Genomic DNA, 21,175 nt, shown 5'->3' on the forward strand with positions numbered 1-21,175 from the left:
TCCGGGCTGATAATCGACAATATCCGCATACAGTCGCAATATTTCCTGAGATATCGAGCCTGCATACCGGCATTGCGGCGCTTGCGACGGGTGATGGGACTTCCTTTATCGGCAGAACCCCGTGATGCTGCACAGGTCTTGTCCGGTCCCTGCTATACGCCGGGCGTGCATTATGGCTTAACGGAACAATCTGAAATTGCCGGAGATGCGCGATGGTATCCGTTCTCATCAACCTTGCGATATTCGCCGCCCTGATCGTCGCCCTGGTCCGCCTGCAAGGCGGCCAGCTGTCGCTGTCGGTGCGGGTCTTCATCGGCCTGATCCTGGGCACCGTGTTCGGGATCGGGCTGCAACTGGTCTACGGCCTGGAATCCGAGGCGCTGCAGACCACGATCAACTGGATCAACATCGTCGGAAACGGCTATGTGCAGCTTCTGCAGATGGTGGTCATGCCGCTGGTCTTCGCGGCGATCCTCAGCGCCGTGGCGCGGCTGCACGACGCCTCGGCGCTGGGGCGGATCTCGGTGCTGACGCTGGGCACGCTGCTGTTCACCACGCTGATCGCGGCCTTCGTGGGCGTGGTCATGTCGCTGATCTTCAACCTGACCGCCGAGGGTCTGGCCCAGGGCGCCGCCGAGACGGCGCGGCTGACGGCGCTGGAAAGCAACTATGCGCCCAAGGTCGCCGACCTGACCGTGCCGCAGCTGATCCTGTCCTTCATTCCCAAGAACCCCTTCGCCGACCTGACCGGGGCCAACCCGACCTCGATCATCTCGGTGGTGATCTTCGCGGCCTTCCTGGGCGTCGCCGCGATCCGGCTGGTGCGCCGCGACGAGGAACGGGGCCGCAGCCTGCTGGCCCTGATCGACGTGCTGCAGGGCTGGATCAGCCAGCTCGTGCGGCTGATCATGGCGCTGACCCCTTACGGCGTCATGGCGCTGATGACCAAGATGGCGGCGACCTCGAACGCGGCCGACATCCTGAATCTCGGCAAGTTCGTCATCGCCTCGTATATCGGCCTGGCGATCATGTTCGTGGTGCATGGCGTGTTGCTGACCCTGACCGGGGTGAATCCGCTGCTGTTCTTCAAGAAGATCATCCCGGCGCTCAGCTTCGCCTTCTCCAGCCGCTCCAGCGCCGCGACCATTCCGCTGAACGTCGAGATCCAGACCCGCCGGCTGGGCATCCCGCAGACCATCGCCAGCTTCTCGGCCTCGTTCGGGGCCACGATCGGGCAGAACGGCTGCGCCGGGCTTTATCCGGCGATGCTGGCGGTGATGGTGGCGCCGACCGTGGGCATCAACCCGACCGATCCGGGCTGGATCATCACGCTGCTGGCCATCGTCACCCTGTCCTCGGCCGGGGTGGCCGGGGTCGGCGGCGGCGCGACCATGGCGGCGCTGATCGTGCTGCCGGCCATGGGCCTGCCGGTGACGCTGGTGGCGCTGCTGATCTCGGTCGAGCCGCTGATCGACATGGGCCGCACGGCGCTGAACGTCTCGGGTGCGATGACCGCCGGCACCGTCACCTCGCAATTGCTGGGACAGACCGACAAGTCCGTCCTGCAGAACAGCGAGGCGGGCGAGCTGCAGAACGCCTGACCCGCGGGTCAGGCATGGGCCTCGCGGACCGGGCTGCGCGAGAGGGCGACCAGCTTCTCGCGCAGCCGCATCGCCAGCGGCGACAGCGGCCGGCGCTTGAGGTCGAGCAGGTAATAAGGCGAGACGCGGATCTCGTGCGGGACTTGCAGCACCGCGAAACCGGCCCCGACCGGCGGCCGGATCAAGAGTTCGGCCACCTCCTCGGACATCGGGGCCACCGCGTCGCATTGCGCCAGATAGGCGATGGTCAGCAGAAGCGAGGGGCTGTTGACGATGTTGCGGGGCTCGGCCAGGCCGACATCGGCAAAGGCCGCCAGCGCCGCCTCGCGGATCGGGGCGCCACGGCTTTGCATCACCCATTCCTGCCCGGCCAGCTCGGTCAGCGTGACCGAGGAGGAGCGGCAGAGCGGATGGCTTGACCGCACCAGAAAGGACACTTTCTCGTCCCGCATCGGCAGGATGTTGAAGTCCTGGCTGTCGAATTCCGGCAGGATGCGGGCCAGCACGAAATCCATCTCTCCAGCGGCCAGATGGCCCAGCAACTCGCGCGAGGGCATGACGTCCACGGTGATGTCGGCGTCCGGCGCCGTCTGCTTGATCTCGCGGATGGCGGTCACCAGATAGCCCACCGCCGGGCCGGTCACCGCGCCGACCCGCAGCGAGCCGCCGAACCCTTCGCGCAGGGCGCGCACATCGGCGGCCATGCTGAACATCTCGCGCAGGATGACGCGGGCGCGGCGCAGGACGGCGCGGCCGATCTCGGTCGGCTCCATCCCCTTGGGCTGGCGCAGGAACAGCTGGGCGCCGACCTGGTTCTCGATCTCGGCCAGCATGCGCGAGGCGGCCGGCTGGGTCATACCCACCGTCTCGGCCGCGAGTTGTAGCTGGCCATGCTCCGCGATCTGCTGGATCAGGCGCAGCTGGGCGGGTTTCAGCATCAGGCGGGCGGGAGGCAGGGACATGTCACCGACGATATGCAGATTGCGGATCGGGTGACTTTATCATTATGCCACGCAAAGGCCAGACCCTTGCCAAAGGCAAGGACATTGCCCTAGAAAACGTGGATGTTCTTCTTGTAAGTTCAGAAGAAAACTATGTTTTCTCGAATATCGCGGCGATTTCTTCCTCGGGGCGGCCGTTAGCCAGCATGGCGGCCAGCAGGATGCGGGCCTGACCGGGCCGCAGCAGCCGGGCATGAATGGCACCGGCGCGCTTCATGTCGTGACCGCCGCCGCCGCCGCCATAGATCGGCGCCAGGATGCCCTCGGGGACGCGGCTCGACACCACCACGGTGATGCCGCGGGCGCGGGCGCGGGCGATGGCCGCGACCAGCTCGGGCGAGGCGTTGCCCGACCCCAGCGCCGAGACCACGATGCCGCGGGCGCCGGCGGCGATGCTGGCATCCAGATGCACGCCGTCGCTGCCGGGATGGGCGGCGACGATATCGACCCTCAGCCCGGCGACCGGGGCGGGCAGGGTGCGACACGGCCCCATGCCTTCATGCGCCACGCAGCGAAAGGCATCCGCCGAGTCCGTCGCGAACTTGTAGAGCCCCCAGACCGGGAATTGCCGGCTGCCGAAGGCCACGGTCACGCCGGCCCCGCCCTGCAGCACCTTGTCGAGCGCCAGCGCCAGGTTGGCGATCCCGTCGGATCGCGGGTGATCCGAGGCGAATTGCGCGCCGGTGAAGACCACGGGCTTGGACGGCAGATGCTGAAGCTGCACCAACAGGGCGGTTTCCTCCATCGCGTCGGTGCCGTGCAGCACCACGATGCCGGCCAGCCGCGGATCCGCAAGCTGCGCGCCGACCGCATCGCTGATGCGCTGCATGTCGGCCAGCGTCAGGCTGGCCGAATCGCGCGCCAGCAGCTCCTGCGGGCGCAGCTCGACGGCCACGGGAGGCAGCAGGCCCAGCAGGTCCTGGCCGCTGAGGCTGGGACTGGCAGAGCCGTCGGCGCCGCGGCTGCTGGCGATGGTGCCTCCGGTGGCCAGCACGGCCACCAGCGGCTTTTCGGCAATGACGGTCACGACGCGCCCTGCATGTCTGCGATCTCCTCCTCAAGCTGCTGCGCGGCGCCGTGGATGCGGTCGCGCGCAAGATGCCACCCTATCACCAGCGCGGGCACGATCACCAGCAAAGAGGCGACGGTCCAGGTGCCGATCGGATGGTCGAGAGCCATCAGCACCACCACGCCCAGCAGAAGGGCCGGGGTGGCGATGCCGGTGGGCGGTGATGATGCCGAGCCAGCGCCGGTCCGGCGCTGGCCAGCCGGCCGCCCGCGCCCGGGAAAAGCCCGGTGCCGATGGCGATCACCTGGACCTGCCGCGGCTTGAGATCCTGGTGATAGCCGCACGCCTTCTTGCCGAGCGCCCGGCCTTCGGCAGGGGTGGTTTGATGGGACATGGCTCCTCCGCCCCGAATCGCGCCGCGGCCGCCTCCTGCCATCGGCGCAATGATCGGATTATCTGAAAGGCTGTATGACAGATTTTGCGTTTAGGGTTTGGGGCGCGGCGGCGTCAAGGATCTTTGCCGAGGCAGAGGCCGGCAGTGGCGGGCGCGCGCCCCAAAAAGCGCGAAAGATGGTCTGCAAGATCTTGGATAAGCGGAAAGAAATACCGCCGGCTGAAATCAGCCGTGTTGGTTGATGATCCAGGTCATCGCCAGCTCGACCTCGTTCAGGTGCTTGCGCATGGCGACCTGGGCCTCGGCTTCCGAGCCGGCGGCGATCGCCTCGGCGATGGCGCGATGCTCGTGATTCGAGGTCACGCGCCGATCGGCCATCAGGTTCACCAGTTCGGACTGGCGCATCAGCGCCTCGCGCGAGTCGGTGACGACGCGAAGGAAGACGGTGTTCTCGGCCGCTTCGGCGATCAGGCAATGGAAGTCGGAATCCAGCCGCACCCATTTCAGCGCGTCCTCCTGCCGTTCCATGCTGTCGCAAAGCTGCGTCAACCGGGCCAGCTGGTCCGGGCTGCGCCGCAGTGCCGCCCAGCCGGCGGCGGGGATCTCGATGAAGGGGCGGGCCTCGATCAGTTCGCGCGCCGAATAGCTGCCATAGGCCAATTCGGGCGTCTGCCGGTCGGAAATGACGAAACTGCCGCTGCCGCTGCGGCTGCGGGTCAGCCCCAGCGTCTGCAGCGAGCGCATGGCTTCGCGGATGATCGGCCGACTGACGCCATAGCGCTCGGCCAGCTTGGCTTCGGACGGCAAACGGATACCCACCGGCAAATTGCCGGCAAGTATCGCGCCTCGCAGATCCTCGAACACCGTCTCGGCGGCGTTTTTCCGACTGACCGGGCTCTTGTTGGACAACCAATCAGCCACTTTGTTCATGGCGCCAATGTTACATGTCAGGCGGACCTGTCAAGCGGGCCCTTGGGAAACTGTTACCAATAAATGACAGCGGCACCGATCAGCCCGACAAGCCCGGCGATCTGCGCCATGAAGAGAAGGTGGTAGATCCTCATCGGCGTGCTCCGCGACAGAATCCTGCAATCCCCGCCAGCATGCGCCGCGCCCCGGCCCCGGCAAAGACCCGATCCGGCTGGTCAAACATTTATCAACCAGCCGGCGCGAAGGCGCTTGCGCTTGTCCGCGGGCCATGGCATGCAGCGCCCGGCGGCGGTGAACAGCTTTTGGCGCGATTCTGCGTCCGCTTTTTTCATATCTTAAAATCTGACAGGTTTCCCGATGCGTGATCCCTTGTTCCGCATGGCCCTGCTGCTTGGCCTGCTTTCCGCCGTCGGTCCTTTCGCGATCGACATGTATCTGCCCGCGCTGCCGCAGGTGGCCAGCGACCTGGGCACCACCGAGGCCGGAGCGGCGCTGACGCTCACCTCGTATTTCATCGTCTTCGGCATCGCCCAGATGATCTATGGCCCGATGTCGGATGCGGTCGGCCGCAAGAAGCCGCTGGTGATCGGCGTCGGCATCTTCCTGGCCGCCACCGTGGCGGCAAGCCTGGCGCCGACCATCGGCTGGCTGATCGCCGCCCGCGCCGTGCAGGGCCTGGGCGCCGCGACGCTGATGGTGGTGCCGCGCGCGGTGATCCGCGACATGGCCACCGGCCCGGCGGCGGCGAAGATGATGGCGGCGATCATGATCGTGATCTCGGTCTCGCCGATGCTGGCGCCGCTGACCGGCTCGGCGGTGATGGCCTGGGGCAGTTGGCGCGAAATCTTCGCGGTGCTGGCCGGCGCGGCCTTGCTGAGCCTGGCGCTGATCCTGTTCGTGCTGCCCGAGACGCTGGATGCCGACAACCGCCGGCCGGTGCGGGTCGGGGCCATGCTGGCCGGGGCCCGCCGGCTGCTTTCGGACCGGCGCTTCCTGGGGCTGACGATGATCGGCGGCTTCGGCATGGCCAGCTTCTTCGTCTTCCTGGCCTCGGCGAGCTTCGTCTATACCCGGCAATACGGGCTTAGCCCCACCGGCTTCTCGCTGGCCTTCGCGGTGAATGCGATCGGCTTCTTCTCGGCCTCGCAATTCGCCGGCCGGCTGGCCGAGCGCTTCGGGATGGAGCGGGTGATCTCGCTGGCGATCACCGGCTTTGCCGGGCTGGCGCTGCTGCTGTCGCTGGTGGTGGCCGCCGGTTTCGATGCGCTGGCGGTGGTGATCGCCGGGCTGTTCCTGGCCAATGCCTGCCTGGGGTTGGTCATGCCGACGGCCATGGTCATGTCGCTGGACCCGCATCCCGACATCGCCGGGCTTGCCTCGTCGCTGGGCGGCACGATCCAGATGCTGACCGGCGGGCTGATGATCGCGGTGACCGGGCCGTTCCTTGACAACACCGCCGCCAGCATGGTGCCGGCCATCGCGCTTTGCGCGGTGCTGGCCTGGACTGCGGCGGCGGCGTCGTTGCCGCGCCTGCGCTTGGCCTGAGGGCTAGCCCCAATAGGCGGCGGCGGTGAATTCGCGCTTGCCCAGACCGCGGGCGACCAGCCGCCGCCGTGCCTCGCGCGCCTCGGCGGCGGGGCCGGCGAACCAGACATGGCGATCCTCGGGGGCGCCGAAATCGGCGCCGTCCAGCGCCGCCAGCAGGTCGTCGCAGCGGCGCACGCGCGGATCAGGCGCCAGATCGGCCATGTCCTCGGGCGCGCAGCGCAGGACGGCGCGGACCTCGCCCGGCGCCTCGGTCAGGGTCCGGGCAATGGCGGGCAAGGCGGTCTCGTCTCCGAACAGCCACAGCCGCGAGGCTTCGGGGCAACCGCCGCCGCCGGGGCCGATGATCCCCGCCGTCTCGCCCGGGCGGGCGCGGTCGGCCCAGTCGCAGGTGGGGCTGCCGGCATGGCGGAAGATGTCGAATTCCAGCCAGTCCGCCTGCTGCGCGGCGGTGGTATAGACGGCGCGATGCGGCGCATCCTCGCCCTCGGGCCAGAGCGTGCGGCCGTTCGCGGCGACGCGCGGCCATTGCGGCGCACGGCCGGGCGGCGGCAGCAGCAGCCGGAAATGCAACCCGCCCTGGCCGAAGCGGGCCGCTTCCTCGCCCGCCAGGCGCACGCGGATGAAGCCGGGCGTGCGCTGCCAGATCCGCGCCACGCGCAGCAGCGACAGGCCGGGGGCCAGCGCCCCCTCGTCCACCCGGTCCCAGCGCACCGCGACGCCGAGGCTGTCCAGCAGCGTGGTGGCGGTGTCCTGCAAGGTGCCGATCAGCCGCTTCTCGGGGGCGCTGAGTTCCAGCCGCGCCGAATGACCTTCGGGGATCAGCGACAGCGCGCAGCCCCAGACCAGCATGGTCAGGCTCTCCGGGGTTTCAATCAGCTCGACCTCCCACTCGGCGGCGCGGGCCTTGATCGCCGCCGCCGCGGCACCCGAGGCGCTGTCGAGCGTGCCGGTGCTGCGATAGGGTCGGATCGGAAACATGGCGGGTCCTTTCGCTCGGCGCCGATCCTTCGCCCTATATACCCAAGAGAAACGCTCGGCAATAAGCCCTAGCCGGTGGTTTCCCGGTCCAGCAGGGTGCGTTTGCGGGCGACGCCCCAGCGATAGCCCGACAAGCCGCCGTCGCTGCGCACCACCCGGTGGCAGGGGATGGCCACGGCGATGGCGTTGGCGGCGCAGGCCTGGGCCACGGCGCGGGTGGCGCGCGGTGCGCCGATGCGGCGGGCAATTTCGGCATAACTGGCCGTGGTGCCGGGCGGGATCTGCCGCAGCGCCTGCCAGACCCGCTGCTGGAAGGCGGTGCCGCGGATGTCCAGCGGCAGGTCCAGCCCCAGGCGCGGGGCCTCGACGAAGCCGACGACACGGGCCACCAGCGCCTCGAATTCCGGGTCGCCGCCGATCAGGGTGGCGCGGGGAAAGCGGTCCTGGAAGTCGCGCAGCAGCGCCTCGGGGTCGTCGCCAAGCGCGATGGCGCAGATGCCGCGCCGGCTTTGCGCGACCAGGATGGCGCCAAGCGCGCATTGCCCCAGCGCGAAGCAGATCTCGGCCCCCGCGCCGCCCTTGCGCCAGACCGAGGGCGTCATGCCCAGCATGGCGTCCGCGCCTTCGTAGAACCGGCTGCTGGCGTTGAAACCGGCCTCGTAGATCGCCCCGGTCACGCTGTCGCTGCCCCGCAGCCGCTCGCGCAGCCGTCCCGCGCGATGCGCGGCGGCATAGGCGCGCGGCGTCAGCCCGGTCGCCGCCTTGAACTGGCGGTGGAAATGGAACCGGCTCATCCCCGCCGCCTCGGCCAGCGCGTCGAGGCTGGGCGGGCTGTCCGATGCCTCGATCAGCCGGCAGGCGGCGGCGACCAGGGCGGCATTGGCCTTGGCCGTCGAAAGCCCGCGCGGGTTGCAGCGCCGGCAGGGCCGAAAGCCCGCCGCCTCGGCTTCGTCCGGGCCGGGGAAAAAGCGGACGTTCTCGGGCCGGGCACGGCGCGACGGGCAGGAGGGCCGGCAATAGACCCCGGTCGAGCGCACCGCATAGACGAAACGCCCGTCGGCGGTGGCGTCGCGGGCCAGCACCTGCTGCCAGCGCGGATCGTTCTGGGTGGGAAGGGGACGCTGATCCATGGTCGCGGCCTTTCGTTGCATCGCTTCGATACCATGTCTGACCGGAAAACGCATCTGCCGCACTCCGCCGCTTGCGGTCAAATTCGGGGCGCGCTTCAAGAAGAAACGCACGGAAAGCGTGATTTTTCGCGCAATGTGTCGATTTCATGAAACGCATTAAAAATTTCGTACACTGCATTGCCGTCATGTGATTTTTACAAAGAAATGCGAAAGCGCCGCGGTGCTCGGCGTGGCTCCGGGGCGGCATCTGCCATACGAAGCGAATTGACACCTCGGCCCCTGGCAGGTGACAGTTTCGTCCAGGGAGGCGGATGCTGCGCGCGGAACCCGTGGTTCCCAGGAATGCCGCCCGGGAGCGAAGAGCCGAAAAAGGCACGATTCGGAGAAAGACCATGCAAAGAACCGTTTTCTGGCTTGCCGGGCTGATGGCGCTGCCCGTCGCGGCCGAGGCCAAGACCGAGATTTCCTGGTGGCACGCCATGACCGGCGCCAATGCCGAGGTGGTGACCAAGATCGCCAGCGATTTCAACGCCAGCCAAGAAGATTACGAGGTCAAGCCCGTCTTCAAGGGCACCTATCCCGAGACGCTGAACGCCGGCATCGCCGCCTTCCGCGCCGGGCAGGCCCCGGACATCATCCAGGTCTTCGACGTCGGCACCGGGGTGATGATGGGCGCCCAGGGCGCCATCAAGCCGGTGGCCGAGGTGCTGAAGGAAGGCGGCTACGACTTCGACAAGAGCCAGTATCTGCCCGGCATCGTCGGCTATTACTCGACCCCCGAAGGCGAGATGCTGTCCTTCCCCTACAACTCCTCCTCGCCGATCCTGTATTACAACAAGGACATCTTCGAAAAGGCGGGGCTGGACGTCGAGAATCCGCCCAAGACCTGGGCCGAGGTCTGGACCGCCGCCCGCAAGATCAAGGAATCGGGCGCCGCGAGCTGCGGCTATACCTCGACCTGGCTGACCTGGATCCATACCGAGAATTTCGCCGCCTGGAACAATGTCAGCTGGGCCACGAACGAGAACGGCCTGGCCGGCACCCCCGAGCTGAAGATCGACGGCCCGCTGTTCGTCAAGCATTTCCAGGAGCTTGCGGACCTGGCGAAAGAGGGCGTCTTCGTCTATGGCGGCCGCACCAGCGAGGCCAAGCAGAACTTCACCTCGGGCGAATGCGGCATCCTGACCGAAAGCTCGGGCGGCCTGGGCGATATCGTCAAGTCGGGCATGAACTACGGCATCGGCCAGCTGCCCTATGACGAGACTGCCGAGGGCGCGCCGCAGAACACCACGCCGGGCGGCGCCTCGCTTTGGGTGATGGGCGGCATGTCGGACGAGACCTACAAGGGCGTCGCCGCCTTCTTCAACTTCCTGTCGCAGACCGAGGTGCAGCAATATCTGCACGAACAGTCGGGCTATCTGCCGGTGACCATGGCGGCTTACGAGGCGACCAAGGCTTCGGATTTCTACCAGAAGAATCCGGGCCGCGAGACGCCGATCCTGCAGATGATGGGCAAGCCGCCGACCGAAAACTCCAAGGGTGTCCGCGCCCCGAACCTGCCGCAGCTGCGCGACATCCAGAACGAGGAATACGAGAAGATGCTGGCGGGTCAGCAGGATGCGGCCACGGCGCTGAAGAACGCGGCAGAACGCGGCAATGCCGCGATCAAGGAAGCCGTGGGCGGCTGAACTTTGGCGGCGGGCGCCCTGTCGCGCCCGCCTCTGCATTGGGGGACGGATGAGGCGCACGGTCTTTCCGCACAAGCTGCTGCCCTGGCTGCTGCTGGCGCCGCAGCTGGCAATCACGCTGATCTTCTTCTACTGGCCGGCGGCGCAGGCGTTCCGGCAATCCATGCTGCGCGAGGATGCCTTCGGGCTGAAATCGACCTTCGTGGGCCTGGCGAATTTCCGCAAGGTGCTGGGCGATCCGAACTACCTGAACGCCGTGCAGGTCACCGCGGTCTTTTCGGCACTGGTGGCGCTTTTCGCCATGGCGATCGCGCTGTTCCTGGCGGTGCAGGCGGAAAAGGTCATCCGCGGCAAGGGGTTCTACCGCACGCTGATGATCTGGCCCTATGCGGTGGCGCCGGCCATCGCCGGGATGCTGTGGCTGTTCATGTTCAACCCGTCCTTCGGCACGCTGGCCTGGCCGCTGCGGCAGATGGGCATTCGCTGGAACCCGCTGCTGGACGCCGATCACGCCATGATCCTGGTGGTGGCGGCGGCGACATGGAAGCAGATCAGCTATAATTTCCTGTTCTTTGTCGCTGGCTTGCAAGCGATTCCTCGATCTCTTCTGGAGGCGGCGGCCATCGACGGCGCCTCGCGGCGGCACGCCTTCTGGACCATCGTTTTCCCGCTGCTGACGCCGACCACCTTCTTCCTGCTGGTGGTGAACACGGTCTATGCGCTGTTCGACACCTTCGGCATCATCCATGCGGTGACCGGTGGCGGCCCCGGCAAGGCCACGGAAACATTGGTCTACAAGGTCTATAACGACGGTTTCGTGAACCTGATCCTGGGCGATTCCGCCGCGCAATCGGTGATCCTGATGCTCATCGTCATCGGCCTGACCGCCTTCCAGTTCCGCTTTATCGAAAGGCGGGTGCATTATGGCTGAGGCATCCCCCCTGGCCCCCCGCGGGCCGGGCCGGTTGGTCGCGCATTTCTGGATGATCCTCGGCGTGATCGTGGTGGCCTTCCCGGTCTATTACGTCTTCATCGCCTCGACCCACAGCACCCAGACCATCCTGCGCCCGCCGCTGCCGCTGCTGCCCGGTCCCGAGGCCGCGGCGAATTACGGCGAGGCCTTCGAGGGCGGCGTGCGGCGCATCGGCGGCGTCAGCCTGTGGCGGCTACTGGCCAATACCACCATCGTCGCCATGGGCATCGCGCTGGGAAAGATCGCCATTTCCATGGCCTCGGCCTATGCCATCGTCTTTTTCCGCTTTCCGCTGCGCATGGCCTGTTTCTGGCTGATCTTCATCACCCTGATGCTGCCGGTCGAGGTGCGCATCCAGCCCACTTACAAGGTCATGGTCGATCTGGGGCTGATCGACACCTATCCGGGGCTGATCCTGCCCCTGATCGCCTCGGCCACCGCGACGCTGCTGTTCCGGCAGTTCTTCATGACCATCCCTGACGAGTTGCTGGAGGCCGCGCGCGTCGATGGCGCCGGCCCGTGGCGGTTCTTCAAGGACATCCTGTGGCCGCTGTCGCTGACCAATGTGGCGGCGATCTTCGTGATCCAGTTCATCTATGGCTGGACGCAATACCTGTGGCCGCTGCTGGTCACCAATTCCAATGAAATGAACACCATCGTCATCGCGCTGAAGAAGATGATCTCCTTTGCCGATGCCGATACGCCCTGGAACCTGGTGATGGTCACAAGCGTGCTGGCCATCCTGCCGCCGATCCTGGTGGTGGTGCTGATGCAGCGCTGGTTCGTCAAGGGCCTGGTCGAGACGGAGAAATAGATGGCCGGCATCCTGCTCAACGACGTCCGCAAGAGCTATGCGGGAAACCAGGTCATCCACGGCATCAGCATGGAGGTCGCGGACGGCGAATTCGTGGTGATCGTCGGCCCCTCGGGCTGCGGCAAGTCCACGCTTCTGCGCATGGTGGCGGGGCTGGAGGCGATCAGCGCCGGCACCATCGAGATCGGCGGCAAGGTGGTCAACGACCTGGAGCCGCGCCAGCGCGACATCGCCATGGTGTTCCAGAACTATGCGCTTTATCCGCATATGTCGGTGCGCGAGAACATGGCTTACGGCCTCAAGATCGCCCGGCTGCCGAAAGCCGAGATCGCGGCCCGCGTGGCCAAGGCCGCGACCATGCTGGAGCTGGAGCCCTATCTGGACCGCAAGCCGCGCGCGCTGTCCGGCGGCCAGCGCCAGCGCGTCGCCATGGGCCGGGCGCTGGTGCGCGAGCCGGCGGCGCTGCTGCTGGACGAGCCGCTGTCGAATCTCGACGCCAAGCTGCGGGTGCAGATGCGCCTGCAGATCAAGGAGATGCACCTGCGCACCGGCCAGACCACGCTTTACGTCACCCATGACCAGGTCGAGGCGATGACGCTGGCCGACCGGCTGATCGTGATGAACAAGGGCGTGGCCGAGCAGATCGCGACGCCTTTGGAGGTCTACGAACGCCCGGCCAGCGAATTCGTGGCGGGCTTCATCGGCTCGCCGGCGATGAACATCTTCACCGTCCGGGCGGGCGAGGGCGGCGTCACCTTGCCGGGCGGCGCGGTCCTGCCGCTGCCGGTCCCGCCGCGCGGCGGCGACCTGCGCCTTGGGCTGCGCCCCGAACATCTGCGGCTGGCGCAGGCCGGCGAGGCGGCGATCCCGGTGCTGCTGCGCTCGGTCGAGCGGCTGGGCGCGGATGCCTTCGGCTATGGCGTGATCGAGGGGTCGGATGTGGCGATGGTGCTGCGGCTGCCCGGCAGCAGCCGGGCCGAGCGCGGCGACCGCATTCAGGCGGTGCCGGATGCCGCGCATCTGCATTTCTTCGACCCGGAAACCGGCCGCCGCGTCGAGGGTTGAAGGCTGCGACGGCGTGACGGAATCCCATCATGCCGTCAATCATTATCCCTCACGGATGATCGGTTCCGTGCATCGTCCCGCATTGACCTGAATCGGCCGGCCGGCGACAACCCTGCCCAGGCGGGCCAGAGGAGAGCGCCCGTCTTCAACACCATGCCGCATCCCGGCCCGGCCTGGGCAGCCGGCCGGCGTCCGTGCTTGGGCGGCCGCGGCGCTGCAGAAGGGGGAGGGACCGAATGAAATCCGGGGGCTTGACGGCGATGGCGCAGGAAATGCGGATCGGGGCGGCGATGACCTCCTGTGACAATCCTTTCCTGACCATTCCCCTGGACGGCATCAAGATCCATCACTGAAGGCCGCGGGCGTGACGATGGACAAGGTGGCGGTGGCCGGGACGGGCTGGCGGCGAGGCCGGCGAGCGGCCTGGACCTCACCGTCGATCAGAACGCCACGAACCGGGCGGACCGCCATCGCCATGGTCCGGGGCGAGCCGGTTGAGCGCGCCATCCGGGCGCCCTTCGAGCCGGTCGCGCCCGAAAACCAGCCGCAATATCACTCTGATCGCCGCCTGCTGCCCGCCGCCGGGGCGGGCCGGTGCGCGACCCCTCCCATAGCAAGGACACCGACCATGCGCATTGCCATCGACCCCTTCATGCACCGCCACCTGCCGCTGGAACAGATCCCGGCCAAGGTCAAGGAACTCGGCTACGACTGGATCGAGCTGAGCCCGCGCGGCGATTTCCTGGAATGGTTCAAGGCGCCGCGCGTCTTTCCCGACCGCATCAAGACGCTGAAACGGGCGCTGAACAAGGCCGAGGTCGGCATCGCCAGCCTGCTGCCGATGTATCGCTGGGCCTCGAACGACGAGACCGAGCGCCAGGCTGCCGTCAGGCACTGGAAACGCGCCATCGAGATCGCCGTCGAGCTGGGCGTGGATACCATGAACAGCGAATTCGGCCGCGGCCCGCATCCCGACAAGGGCGGCTGCTATTGCTGTCATACCGGCAGCATGATCGAGGCCTGCGAGGACGCCTGGTGGCGCAGCATGGAGGAACTGGTGCCGATCTTCGAGCGCGAGGGCATCACCCTGCATGTCGAGCCGCATCCCGAGGACTGGTGCGAGACCCTGCAGCCGGCGCTCGACATCATCCGCACGGTGAATTCGCCGCGGGTGAGGTTCCTCTATTGCGCGCCGCATACCTTCTATTTCGGCGACGACACCAAGGCGATGCTGCGCGAGGCCGCCGATGTGCTGGCGCATGTCCATGTCGGCGACACGTTCAACCACAAGGCCAGTTCGGGCCTGCGCTACATCCTGAACCCGCCGGGCACCCAGGCCCGCGTGCACCAGCATCTCGACATCGGCCAGGACGAGGTGCCCTGGGACGATTTCTTCGGCACCCTGGCCGAGATCGGCTTCGACGGCATCATGACCGCCTGCGTCTTCGCCTGGGAGGACCGCGCGGACCACTCCGGCCGCTTCATGCGCGCCGAGATGCAGAAATATATCGACCAGTATTGGAAATAGCGGCGCTCAGCCCTGGCCGGCGCCGCGCCGCCACAGCCAGATCAGCCAGCCGGCCCAAAGCGCGGCCAGCGAGAACCAGGTGAACGCATAGCCCAGATGGCTGTTGCGGAACTGGACCACGGTCAGCCCGCCGATGGGCAGATCGGCATCGGCGCGGGCATCGGCGTCGATGAAATAGGGCGCGGCGCCGGTCAGTCCCCGCCGGTCGGCGATGGCCGCGACATCGCGGGAATACCAGCGGCCGGCCTCGGGATCGTTCTTGCGCAGGAAGGCGCCGCCGGGCTGGCTCATGCGCAGCAGCCCGGTGATCGTGACCGGGCCGCCGGGCAGCACCCGGTCGGCCTCGGCCCGGGCGGTTCCGGGGACGAAGCCGCGATTGACCAGCACCGGCCAGCCCTGGTCAGTAAGCAGCGGCGTCATCACCCAGAAGCCGGCGCCGCGATCCGTCACCGCCTTGACCAGCGTATCGCTGCCGGCGCGGAAGCGGCCTGAGACGGTCAGGCGGCGGTATTCGTCCGCCCCGGCCGAAAGTCCCGGCCAGTCCCGCGGACCGGGGGCGGGCGCCGGCTCGGCCGCCAGCCGGGTCTCGACCCGGGCGATCAGGTCGGTCTTCCAGGCCAGGCGTTGCACCTGCCAGATGCCCAGCCAGCAAAGCAGAACGAAAATGGCCAGCGCCCCGGTCAGGAGCGCCAGCCGCGCGAAGCGGGAACGCGCCACCCGCGCCCCCGCAACCGCCGACCCGGTCACGAGCCGATGCCCTGCATCATCTCGTGATCCATCTGCGGCATCATGTTGGTGTTCATGTGATACATGACCCACAGCGACCCGGCCAGCAGGATCACCACCACCACCACGGTGAAGATGGTCGAGAGCATGGTCCAGCCCTCCTCCTGCTTGCCGTTCATGTGCAGGAAATAGACCATGTGGACCAGAATCTGCACGACGGCGAAGCCGATGACGACCAGCGCCGTCAGCCCGCGGCTTTCGAAGCCGCCGGCCATGACGATGCCGAAGGGCAGGGCGGTCAGGATCACCGAGAGCAGGAACCCCTTGAGGTAAGAGGCATGGCTGCCATGGTCGTGGCCGTGATCGTCGAGATGCGAATGCGCGTGTTCGGCAGACATCAGATCATCCCCAGCAGATAGACGAAGGTGAAGACGCCGATCCAGATGACGTCGAGGAAGTGCCAGAACATCGACAGGCAGACCATGCGGCGCTGGTTGGCGGGGATCAGCCCGGTGCGGGTGATCTGCACCATCAGCGTCACCAGCCAGATCGAGCCGAAGGTGACATGCAGCCCGTGCGTCCCGACCAGCGTGAAGAAGGCCGACAGGAAGCCGGACCGCTGCGGCCCGGCGCCGACATGGATCAGGTGGTGGAACTCGTAAAGCTCGATGCCCAGGAAGCACAGGCCGAAGAACAGCGTCACCGCCAGCCAGCGCAGCGTGACCCGCTTGTCGCCCTTGCCCATGGCCAGCATGGCGAAGCCGAAGGTGATCGACGAGAGCAGCAGCATGGCGGTGTTGACCGCCACCAGCTCGAGGTCGAACAGATCCTTGGGGCCCGGCCCGGCGGCGAAGCTGGTGCCCAGCACGCCATAGACCGCGAAGAGCACCGCGAACATCAGGCAGTCGCTCATCAGGTAGACCCAGAAGCCCAGGCTGGTCGAGGCCCCTTCGGGATGGTGATGGGGCTCCAGTTCCCAGTAGCGGTCCATGGTGTCGGTTGTCGCGTGGCTCATGGCTCAGGCCCCCTGCGCAAGCTGGCGCGTCCGGGCATCCTCGGTCGCCTCGATTTCCGAGACCGGGATGTAATAGTCGCGGTTGTAGTTGAAGGTATGGCCGATCGAGACGGCGATGATGCCCAGGAAGCTGGCTGCCGCCAGCCACCAGATATACCAGATCAGCGCCATGCCGCAGATGGTGGCCAGCGCCGCCAGGATCACGCCGGTGCCGGTGTTCTTCGGCATGTGGATCGGCATGAAGCCGGCGGTCGGGCGCGCGGCGCCGTTCTGCTTCATCTCCCACCAGCTGTCCAGCCCGTGCGAGATCGGGTTGAAGGCGAAGTTATAGGCCGGCGGCGGCGAGGAGGTCGCCCATTCCAGCGTCCGGCCGTTCCAGGGATCGCCGGTCACGTCGCGATAATCCGCCCGGTTGCGGCGCAGGATCGAGACGCCGAACTGCACGAACATGGCGGCGATACCGCAGGCGATCAGCACCGCGCCGAAGGCGGCGATGGCGAACCAGATCCGCAGGTCCGGGTCGTCGAAGACCCGCAGCCGACGGGTGACGCCCATCAGCCCCAGGATATAGAGCGGCATGAAGGCGAACCAGAAGCCGACCACCCAGAACCAGAACGAAACCTTGCCCCAGAACACGTCCAGCTTGAAGCCGAAGGCCTTGGACCACCAGTAGTTCACCGCCGCGAAACAGCCAAACAGCACGCCGCCGATGATGACGTTGTGGAAATGCGCGATCAGGAACAGCGAGTTGTGCAGCACGAAATCGGCCGGCGGCACCGCCAGCAGCACGCCCGTCATGCCGCCGATGACGAAGGTCAGCATGAAGGCCACCGTCCACATCATCGGCAGTTCATAGCGGATGCGGCCGCCATACATGGTGAACAGCCAGTTGAAGAGCTTGGCCCCGGTCGGGATCGAGATGATCATCGTGGTGATCCCGAAGAACGAGTTCACCGAGGCGCCCGAGCCCATGGTGAAGAAATGGTGCAGCCAGACCAGATAGGACAGCACCGTGATGCAGACGGTCGCGTATACCATCGAGGAATAGCCGAACAGCCGCTTGCCCGAGAAGGTCGAGGCGACTTCCGAGAACACCCCGAACAGCGGCAGGATCAGGATATAGACCTCGGGATGGCCCCAGATCCAGATGAGGTTGATATACATCATCGGATTGCCGCCAAGATCGTTGGTGAAGAAGTTGGTGCCGACATAGCGGTCCAGCGTCAGCAGGATCAGCGTCATGGTCAGCACCGGGAACGAGGCGACGATCAGGATATTGGTGCAGAACGAGGTCCAGGTGAAGACCGGCATCCGCATCATCGTCATGCCCGGCGCCCGCATCTTCAGGATCGTCACCAGCAGGTTGATACCCGAGAGCGTGGTGCCGACGCCGGCGACCTGCAGACCCCAGATGTAATAGTCGACCCCGACCCAGGGGCTGTAGCCGATGCCCGAAAGCGGCGGAAAGGCCAGCCAGCCGGTCTGCGCGAACTCGCCCACGAACAGCGAGGCCATGGTGATGACCGCGCCCCCCACCGTCATCCAGAACGAGAAATTGTTCAGGAACGGGAAGGACACGTCGCGCGCGCCGATCTGCAGCGGCACGACGTAGTTCATCAGCCCGGTGACGAAGGGCATGGCCACGAAGAAGATCATGATCACGCCATGGGCGGTGAAGATCTGGTCATAGTGGTGGCTGTTCAGGTAGCCCTCGGAGCCGCCGAAGGCCCAGACCTGCTGCAACCGCATCATGATCGCATCGGCAAAGCCGCGCACGAACATGATCAGCGCCAGGATGATGTACATGATGCCGATCTTCTTGTGATCGACCGAAGTGAACCATTCTTTCCAGAGATAGCCCCAGAGCCGGTATTTCGTCAGCACCGCAAGCAGCGCGACCCCGCCGATGGCGACGGCGGCGAAGGTGGCCCAGACGATGGGCTCCTTCGGGATCGCGTCCCAGTTCAGGCGGCCCAGAAGGAAGGTGGTTTCGTTGGAAGGCGTAACCATGCGTGCGTCCGATCAGAAATTCCGCGCCGCGCCGCTCTCGGCGGCTTCCAGCAGCGTGACGTCGTTTTCATGCGTAAGGCGGAAGGGCTGGGGCGGCGTCATCGCCAGGCCGCGCAGCGGCGTCATGTCCGCCCGTTCCGGCACCACGTCCGGCATGTTGCCAAACATCAGCGCCGCTTCCTCGGGCGTGCAGAACGAGGCGACCTGGAAGGGTTTCCAGCCCAGCACCGGCGCGCGCGCGCCGCGGCGCTGGTGCTTGTCATAGGTCAGGGCGGTGACGTTCATCGTCCCGGCCAGCCCGGTCCCGCCCTGGGCGTCCAGCGCCATCATCTCGGCCATGCAGATCTTGCCCGGCTCGACGCACATGTTGACGATGCGCGGGTAAAGCTGCGGATCGACCTCGGCGAAGGTCATGGGCGGGACGTTCTCGCTCGGTGCCTCGAGTTCCAGGTAGCGCGGACGGTCCAGCGTGCCGCCGGCCTCGCGCGCCTTGGCGATCCAGGCATCGAAGCCGGCCTGGTCGGTGGCCAGCGCCTTGAAATGCATGCCCGAGAAACCGTGGCCCGAATAATGCGAGGCGATGCCCTTGTATTCGCCGGGATTGTTGAAGACCCCGTGCAGCTTGGTCTGCATCCCCGGCATGGCATAGACCATGCCGGCCATGGCCGGGATGTAAAAGGCGTTCATCACCGAGGAGGAGGTCAGCGTGAACTCGACCGGGCGGTCCACCGGCACCGCCATCTGGTTGACCGAGGCGATGCCCTGTTCGGGATAGATGAACAGCCATTTCCAGTCGAGCGCCACCACCTCGATCCGCAGCGGCTGCATCTCGCGCGGGGCAGGCTGGTCCTTGGAGATGCGGTCCAGCGGGCGATAGGGATCCAGCAGGTGGGTGCCGACCCAGGTCAGCGCCCCCAGCGAGATGATGATCAGGAGCGGCGCCGCCCAGATCACGAATTCCAGCTTGGTCGAATGATCCCAGTCCGGGCGGTATTCGGCATCGCGATTGCGCTCGCGATATTTCCAGGCGAACCACACCGTCAATGCCATCACCGGCACGATGATGAGCAGCATCAGCAGCGTCGAGCTGACCAGAAGATCGCGTTCTCGCGCCGCCACGTCACCGGCGGGCAACAGCACCTCGGCCTTGCACGCGGCAAGCGGGATCAGAAGCGAAAGCCATGCAAGGCGAGTGAGTTTTGGGTTTCTTTTCATTGGACTACCTGCTGTCCCGTGGATGGCGCAACGAAACGAGTCGGAAATGCGCCGGGCAAGTGTGGGTTGGTTACCTTGATCTGGATCAAGGCGACATGCGACGTTTTGCCCTATGCTGCGCGCCCTCGGTTTGCGGCAGGGAAGGGGCAGGACGCCGGGTGACGACCGTCGAGGCCCGGCAGGAATCTGGATCAGATCGAAACCATCTGCCATGTCGAGCACTTCCCCTTCGGCCCATGCCGGCCCCTCCGCCTCCGCCTCGCCGCTCCATCGGGTGTCGCCTTCCGACATCGCCGTGGGCGTGATCATCGGGCGCACCTCCGAGTTCTTCGATTTCTTCGTCTTCGCCATCGCCTCGGTGATCGTGTTCCCGCAGCGGATCTTCTCCTTCACCGATCCGCTGACCGGCACGCTGCTGTCCTTTGCGCTGCTGGCGCTGGCCTTCGTGGTGCGGCCGCTGGGCAGTGCGCTGTTCATGGCCATCGACCGCCGGCACGGGCGGGTCAGCAAACTGACCGCGGCGCTGTTTCTGATGGGCACGGCCACCGTCGCCATGGGCCTGATCCCCAGCCATGAGGATGTCGGCTACTGGGCGGTCGTCATCCTGGCGGTGCTGCGCATCGGCCAGGGGCTGGCGCTTGGCGGCGCCTGGGACGGCATGCCCTCGCTGCTGGCGCTGACCGCACCGAAAAGCCGGCGCGGCATCTACGCCATGGTGCCGCAGCTTGGCGCCCCCATCGGGCTGATCGTGGCCAGCCTGCTGTTCGCCTATCTGGCCGCGAACCTCTCGGCCGAGGATTTCCTTGGCTGGGGCTGGCGTTATCCGTTCTTCGTCGCCTTCTCGGTGAACGTGGTGGCGCTGTTCGCGCGCCTGCGCATCGTCGCCACCGACGAGTTCCAGGAGCTTTTCGAATCGCGCGAATTGCAGCCCACCCGGCTGCGCATCACCCTGGCCGAGGACGGGCCGACGGTCCTGCTGGGCATCTTCGTGCCGCTGGCGAGCTTTGCCATGTTCCACATGGTCACGGTCTATCCGCTGTCCTGGATCTTCCTTTACACCAACGAGACGCTGGTCAGCTTCCTGGTGATCGAGGCCGTCGCCGCGCTGGCCGGCATCGCCGCCATCCTGCTGTCCGGTTTCCTGGCCGACCGCATCGGCCGGCAGCGCCTGTTGCTGGTCGGCGCGCTGCTGATCGGCGGCTTCGCCATCCTGGCGCCGCTGCTGCTTTCGGCCGGCAAGACCGGCGAGATGGTCTACATGATCGCCGGCTTCTTCATCCTCGGGCTCAGCTTCGGCCAGTCCTCGGGGGCGGTCGGCTCGCTTTTCGGGGTGCGCAACCGCTATACCGGCTCGGCCATCGTCTCGGACCTGGCCTGGATGTTCGGGGCCGGCTTCGCGCCGCTGACGGCGCTGCTGCTCTCGGCCTGGCTGGGCCTGCCCGCCGCCGGTCTCTACCTGCTGTCGGGCGCGGTCTGTTCGACCATCGCCGTGCTGCTGGCCGGGCGGATGGAGTTCAAGGGCGACGCCTGATCCGCCCCGGCGCCGCGCG

20 protein-coding genes are annotated in these 21,175 nt (G+C 66.6%); 8 read left to right on the forward strand and 12 right to left on the reverse strand.

Annotated features, from left to right (window positions below; translation table 11 throughout):
• Positions 1–212 precede the first annotated feature (212 nt).
• Complete coding sequence (locus ACFOMP_RS01540) at positions 213–1,601, forward strand: L-cystine transporter (RefSeq protein WP_379027637.1); 1,389 nt, start codon at positions 213–215, stop codon at positions 1,599–1,601.
• An 8-nt stretch (positions 1,602–1,609) separates the two neighbouring features.
• On the opposite strand, the gene ACFOMP_RS01545 is transcribed toward ACFOMP_RS01540, so the two are convergent.
• From ACFOMP_RS01545 to ACFOMP_RS01565, 5 genes are all read right to left on the reverse strand, one after another.
• Positions 1,610–2,563, reverse strand: a complete 954-nt coding sequence (locus ACFOMP_RS01545; protein ID WP_379027638.1) for a LysR family transcriptional regulator — start codon at positions 2,561–2,563, stop codon at positions 1,610–1,612.
• A 130-nt stretch (positions 2,564–2,693) separates the two neighbouring features.
• Positions 2,694–3,629 (reverse strand): asparaginase, encoded by a 936-nt coding sequence (locus ACFOMP_RS01550; RefSeq protein ID WP_379027639.1) that lies wholly within the window; start codon positions 3,627–3,629, stop codon positions 2,694–2,696.
• Positions 3,626–3,781 (reverse strand): hypothetical protein, encoded by a 156-nt coding sequence (locus ACFOMP_RS01555; protein ID WP_379027640.1) that lies wholly within the window; start codon positions 3,779–3,781, stop codon positions 3,626–3,628. The genes ACFOMP_RS01550 and ACFOMP_RS01555 overlap by 4 nt, the downstream gene beginning before the upstream one ends.
• Positions 3,781–4,005: a hypothetical protein gene (locus ACFOMP_RS01560; protein ID WP_379027641.1), complete on the reverse strand. Its 225-nt coding sequence runs from the start codon at positions 4,003–4,005 to the stop codon at positions 3,781–3,783. The genes ACFOMP_RS01555 and ACFOMP_RS01560 overlap by 1 nt, the downstream gene beginning before the upstream one ends.
• Positions 4,006–4,230: 225 nt before the next feature.
• A complete protein-coding gene (locus tag ACFOMP_RS01565) occupies positions 4,231–4,935 on the reverse strand; it encodes a FadR/GntR family transcriptional regulator (RefSeq protein WP_379027642.1) in 705 nt (234 codons plus the stop codon).
• A gap of 357 nt (positions 4,936–5,292) precedes the next feature.
• On the opposite strand from ACFOMP_RS01565, the gene ACFOMP_RS01570 reads away from it, so the two are divergent.
• Positions 5,293–6,480: a multidrug effflux MFS transporter gene (locus ACFOMP_RS01570; RefSeq protein ID WP_379027643.1), complete on the forward strand. Its 1,188-nt coding sequence runs from the start codon at positions 5,293–5,295 to the stop codon at positions 6,478–6,480.
• A 3-nt stretch (positions 6,481–6,483) separates the two neighbouring features.
• Here ACFOMP_RS01570 and ACFOMP_RS01575 read toward each other — a convergent pair whose 3' ends face one another.
• Both ACFOMP_RS01575 and ada read right to left on the reverse strand, forming a co-directional pair.
• Positions 6,484–7,461, reverse strand: coding sequence for a siderophore-interacting protein (locus ACFOMP_RS01575; RefSeq protein ID WP_379027644.1), 978 nt, complete (start codon positions 7,459–7,461; stop codon positions 6,484–6,486).
• A gap of 68 nt (positions 7,462–7,529) precedes the next feature.
• Complete coding sequence (gene ada / locus ACFOMP_RS01580) at positions 7,530–8,591, reverse strand: bifunctional DNA-binding transcriptional regulator/O6-methylguanine-DNA methyltransferase Ada (RefSeq protein WP_379027645.1); 1,062 nt, start codon at positions 8,589–8,591, stop codon at positions 7,530–7,532.
• Between the two features lie 392 nt (positions 8,592–8,983).
• Between ada and ugpB the strand changes: the two genes are divergently transcribed.
• The 5 genes from ugpB (at position 8,984) to ACFOMP_RS01605 (ending at position 14,659) form a co-directional block, all read left to right on the forward strand.
• Entirely contained in the window at positions 8,984–10,279 is a 1,296-nt protein-coding gene (ugpB, locus tag ACFOMP_RS01585; RefSeq protein WP_379027646.1) for a sn-glycerol-3-phosphate ABC transporter substrate-binding protein UgpB, read from the forward strand.
• A 49-nt stretch (positions 10,280–10,328) separates the two neighbouring features.
• The gene (gene ugpA, locus ACFOMP_RS01590; RefSeq protein WP_379027647.1) at positions 10,329–11,210 is read left to right on the forward strand and encodes a sn-glycerol-3-phosphate ABC transporter permease UgpA; all 882 of its coding nucleotides are present in this window, start codon (positions 10,329–10,331) and stop codon (positions 11,208–11,210) included.
• On the forward strand, positions 11,203–12,066 hold the full coding sequence (gene ugpE / locus ACFOMP_RS01595; RefSeq protein WP_289896148.1) for a sn-glycerol-3-phosphate ABC transporter permease UgpE: 864 nt from the start codon (positions 11,203–11,205) through the stop codon (positions 12,064–12,066). The genes ugpA and ugpE overlap by 8 nt, the downstream gene beginning before the upstream one ends.
• Positions 12,067–13,131 carry a sn-glycerol-3-phosphate import ATP-binding protein UgpC gene (locus ACFOMP_RS01600; RefSeq protein WP_289896147.1) on the forward strand — a complete coding sequence of 355 codons (1,065 nt, stop codon included), beginning with the start codon at positions 12,067–12,069 and terminating at the stop codon, positions 13,129–13,131.
• A gap of 628 nt (positions 13,132–13,759) precedes the next feature.
• Positions 13,760–14,659 (forward strand): sugar phosphate isomerase/epimerase family protein, encoded by a 900-nt coding sequence (locus tag ACFOMP_RS01605; protein ID WP_379027648.1) that lies wholly within the window; start codon positions 13,760–13,762, stop codon positions 14,657–14,659.
• A gap of 6 nt (positions 14,660–14,665) precedes the next feature.
• On the opposite strand, the gene ACFOMP_RS01610 is transcribed toward ACFOMP_RS01605, so the two are convergent.
• From ACFOMP_RS01610 to cyoA, 5 genes are read right to left on the reverse strand one after another with little or no spacing between them, the layout of a single operon-like run.
• Positions 14,666–15,376 carry an SURF1 family protein gene (locus ACFOMP_RS01610; protein WP_379027649.1) on the reverse strand — a complete coding sequence of 237 codons (711 nt, stop codon included), beginning with the start codon at positions 15,374–15,376 and terminating at the stop codon, positions 14,666–14,668.
• A gap of 26 nt (positions 15,377–15,402) precedes the next feature.
• Positions 15,403–15,783 carry a cytochrome o ubiquinol oxidase subunit IV gene (gene cyoD / locus ACFOMP_RS01615; protein ID WP_289896146.1) on the reverse strand — a complete coding sequence of 127 codons (381 nt, stop codon included), beginning with the start codon at positions 15,781–15,783 and terminating at the stop codon, positions 15,403–15,405.
• Entirely contained in the window at positions 15,783–16,400 is a 618-nt protein-coding gene (gene cyoC / locus ACFOMP_RS01620) for a cytochrome o ubiquinol oxidase subunit III (RefSeq protein WP_379027650.1), read from the reverse strand. The genes cyoD and cyoC overlap by 1 nt, the downstream gene beginning before the upstream one ends.
• Before the next feature lie 3 nt (positions 16,401–16,403).
• Positions 16,404–18,410, reverse strand: coding sequence for a cytochrome o ubiquinol oxidase subunit I (gene cyoB / locus ACFOMP_RS01625; protein ID WP_379027651.1), 2,007 nt, complete (start codon positions 18,408–18,410; stop codon positions 16,404–16,406).
• 12 nt (positions 18,411–18,422) lie between these two features.
• Entirely contained in the window at positions 18,423–19,625 is a 1,203-nt protein-coding gene (cyoA, locus tag ACFOMP_RS01630) for a ubiquinol oxidase subunit II (RefSeq protein WP_379027652.1), read from the reverse strand.
• Positions 19,626–19,836: 211 nt separating this feature from the next.
• On the opposite strand from cyoA, the gene ACFOMP_RS01635 reads away from it, so the two are divergent.
• A complete protein-coding gene (locus ACFOMP_RS01635) occupies positions 19,837–21,156 on the forward strand; it encodes an MFS transporter (RefSeq protein WP_379027653.1) in 1,320 nt (439 codons plus the stop codon).
• Positions 21,157–21,175: the final 19 nt, after the last annotated feature.

It is taken from the genome of Paracoccus simplex (assembly GCF_042648325.1).
Classification (GTDB): Bacteria; Pseudomonadota; Alphaproteobacteria; order Rhodobacterales; family Rhodobacteraceae; genus Paracoccus; species Paracoccus simplex.

Coding starts and splice junctions, on each gene's coding strand:
- ACFOMP_RS01540 (WP_379027637.1), top strand. CDS start 213: ATGGTATCCGTTCTCATCAACCTTGCGATATTCGCCGCCCTGATCGTC.
- ACFOMP_RS01545 (WP_379027638.1), bottom strand. CDS start 2,563: ATGTCCCTGCCTCCCGCCCGCCTGATGCTGAAACCCGCCCAGCTGCGC.
- ACFOMP_RS01555 (WP_379027640.1), bottom strand. CDS start 3,781: ATGGCTCTCGACCATCCGATCGGCACCTGGACCGTCGCCTCTTTGCTG.
- ACFOMP_RS01560 (WP_379027641.1), bottom strand. CDS start 4,005: ATGTCCCATCAAACCACCCCTGCCGAAGGCCGGGCGCTCGGCAAGAAG.
- ACFOMP_RS01565 (WP_379027642.1), bottom strand. CDS start 4,935: ATGAACAAAGTGGCTGATTGGTTGTCCAACAAGAGCCCGGTCAGTCGG.
- ACFOMP_RS01570 (WP_379027643.1), top strand. CDS start 5,293: ATGCGTGATCCCTTGTTCCGCATGGCCCTGCTGCTTGGCCTGCTTTCC.
- ACFOMP_RS01575 (WP_379027644.1), bottom strand. CDS start 7,461: ATGTTTCCGATCCGACCCTATCGCAGCACCGGCACGCTCGACAGCGCC.
- ada (WP_379027645.1), bottom strand. CDS start 8,591: ATGGATCAGCGTCCCCTTCCCACCCAGAACGATCCGCGCTGGCAGCAG.
- ugpB (WP_379027646.1), top strand. CDS start 8,984: ATGCAAAGAACCGTTTTCTGGCTTGCCGGGCTGATGGCGCTGCCCGTC.
- ugpA (WP_379027647.1), top strand. CDS start 10,329: ATGAGGCGCACGGTCTTTCCGCACAAGCTGCTGCCCTGGCTGCTGCTG.
- ugpE (WP_289896148.1), top strand. CDS start 11,203: ATGGCTGAGGCATCCCCCCTGGCCCCCCGCGGGCCGGGCCGGTTGGTC.
- ACFOMP_RS01600 (WP_289896147.1), top strand. CDS start 12,067: ATGGCCGGCATCCTGCTCAACGACGTCCGCAAGAGCTATGCGGGAAAC.
- ACFOMP_RS01605 (WP_379027648.1), top strand. CDS start 13,760: ATGCGCATTGCCATCGACCCCTTCATGCACCGCCACCTGCCGCTGGAA.
- cyoD (WP_289896146.1), bottom strand. CDS start 15,783: ATGTCTGCCGAACACGCGCATTCGCATCTCGACGATCACGGCCACGAC.
- cyoC (WP_379027650.1), bottom strand. CDS start 16,400: ATGAGCCACGCGACAACCGACACCATGGACCGCTACTGGGAACTGGAG.
- cyoB (WP_379027651.1), bottom strand. CDS start 18,410: ATGGTTACGCCTTCCAACGAAACCACCTTCCTTCTGGGCCGCCTGAAC.
- cyoA (WP_379027652.1), bottom strand. CDS start 19,625: ATGAAAAGAAACCCAAAACTCACTCGCCTTGCATGGCTTTCGCTTCTG.
- ACFOMP_RS01635 (WP_379027653.1), top strand. CDS start 19,837: ATGTCGAGCACTTCCCCTTCGGCCCATGCCGGCCCCTCCGCCTCCGCC.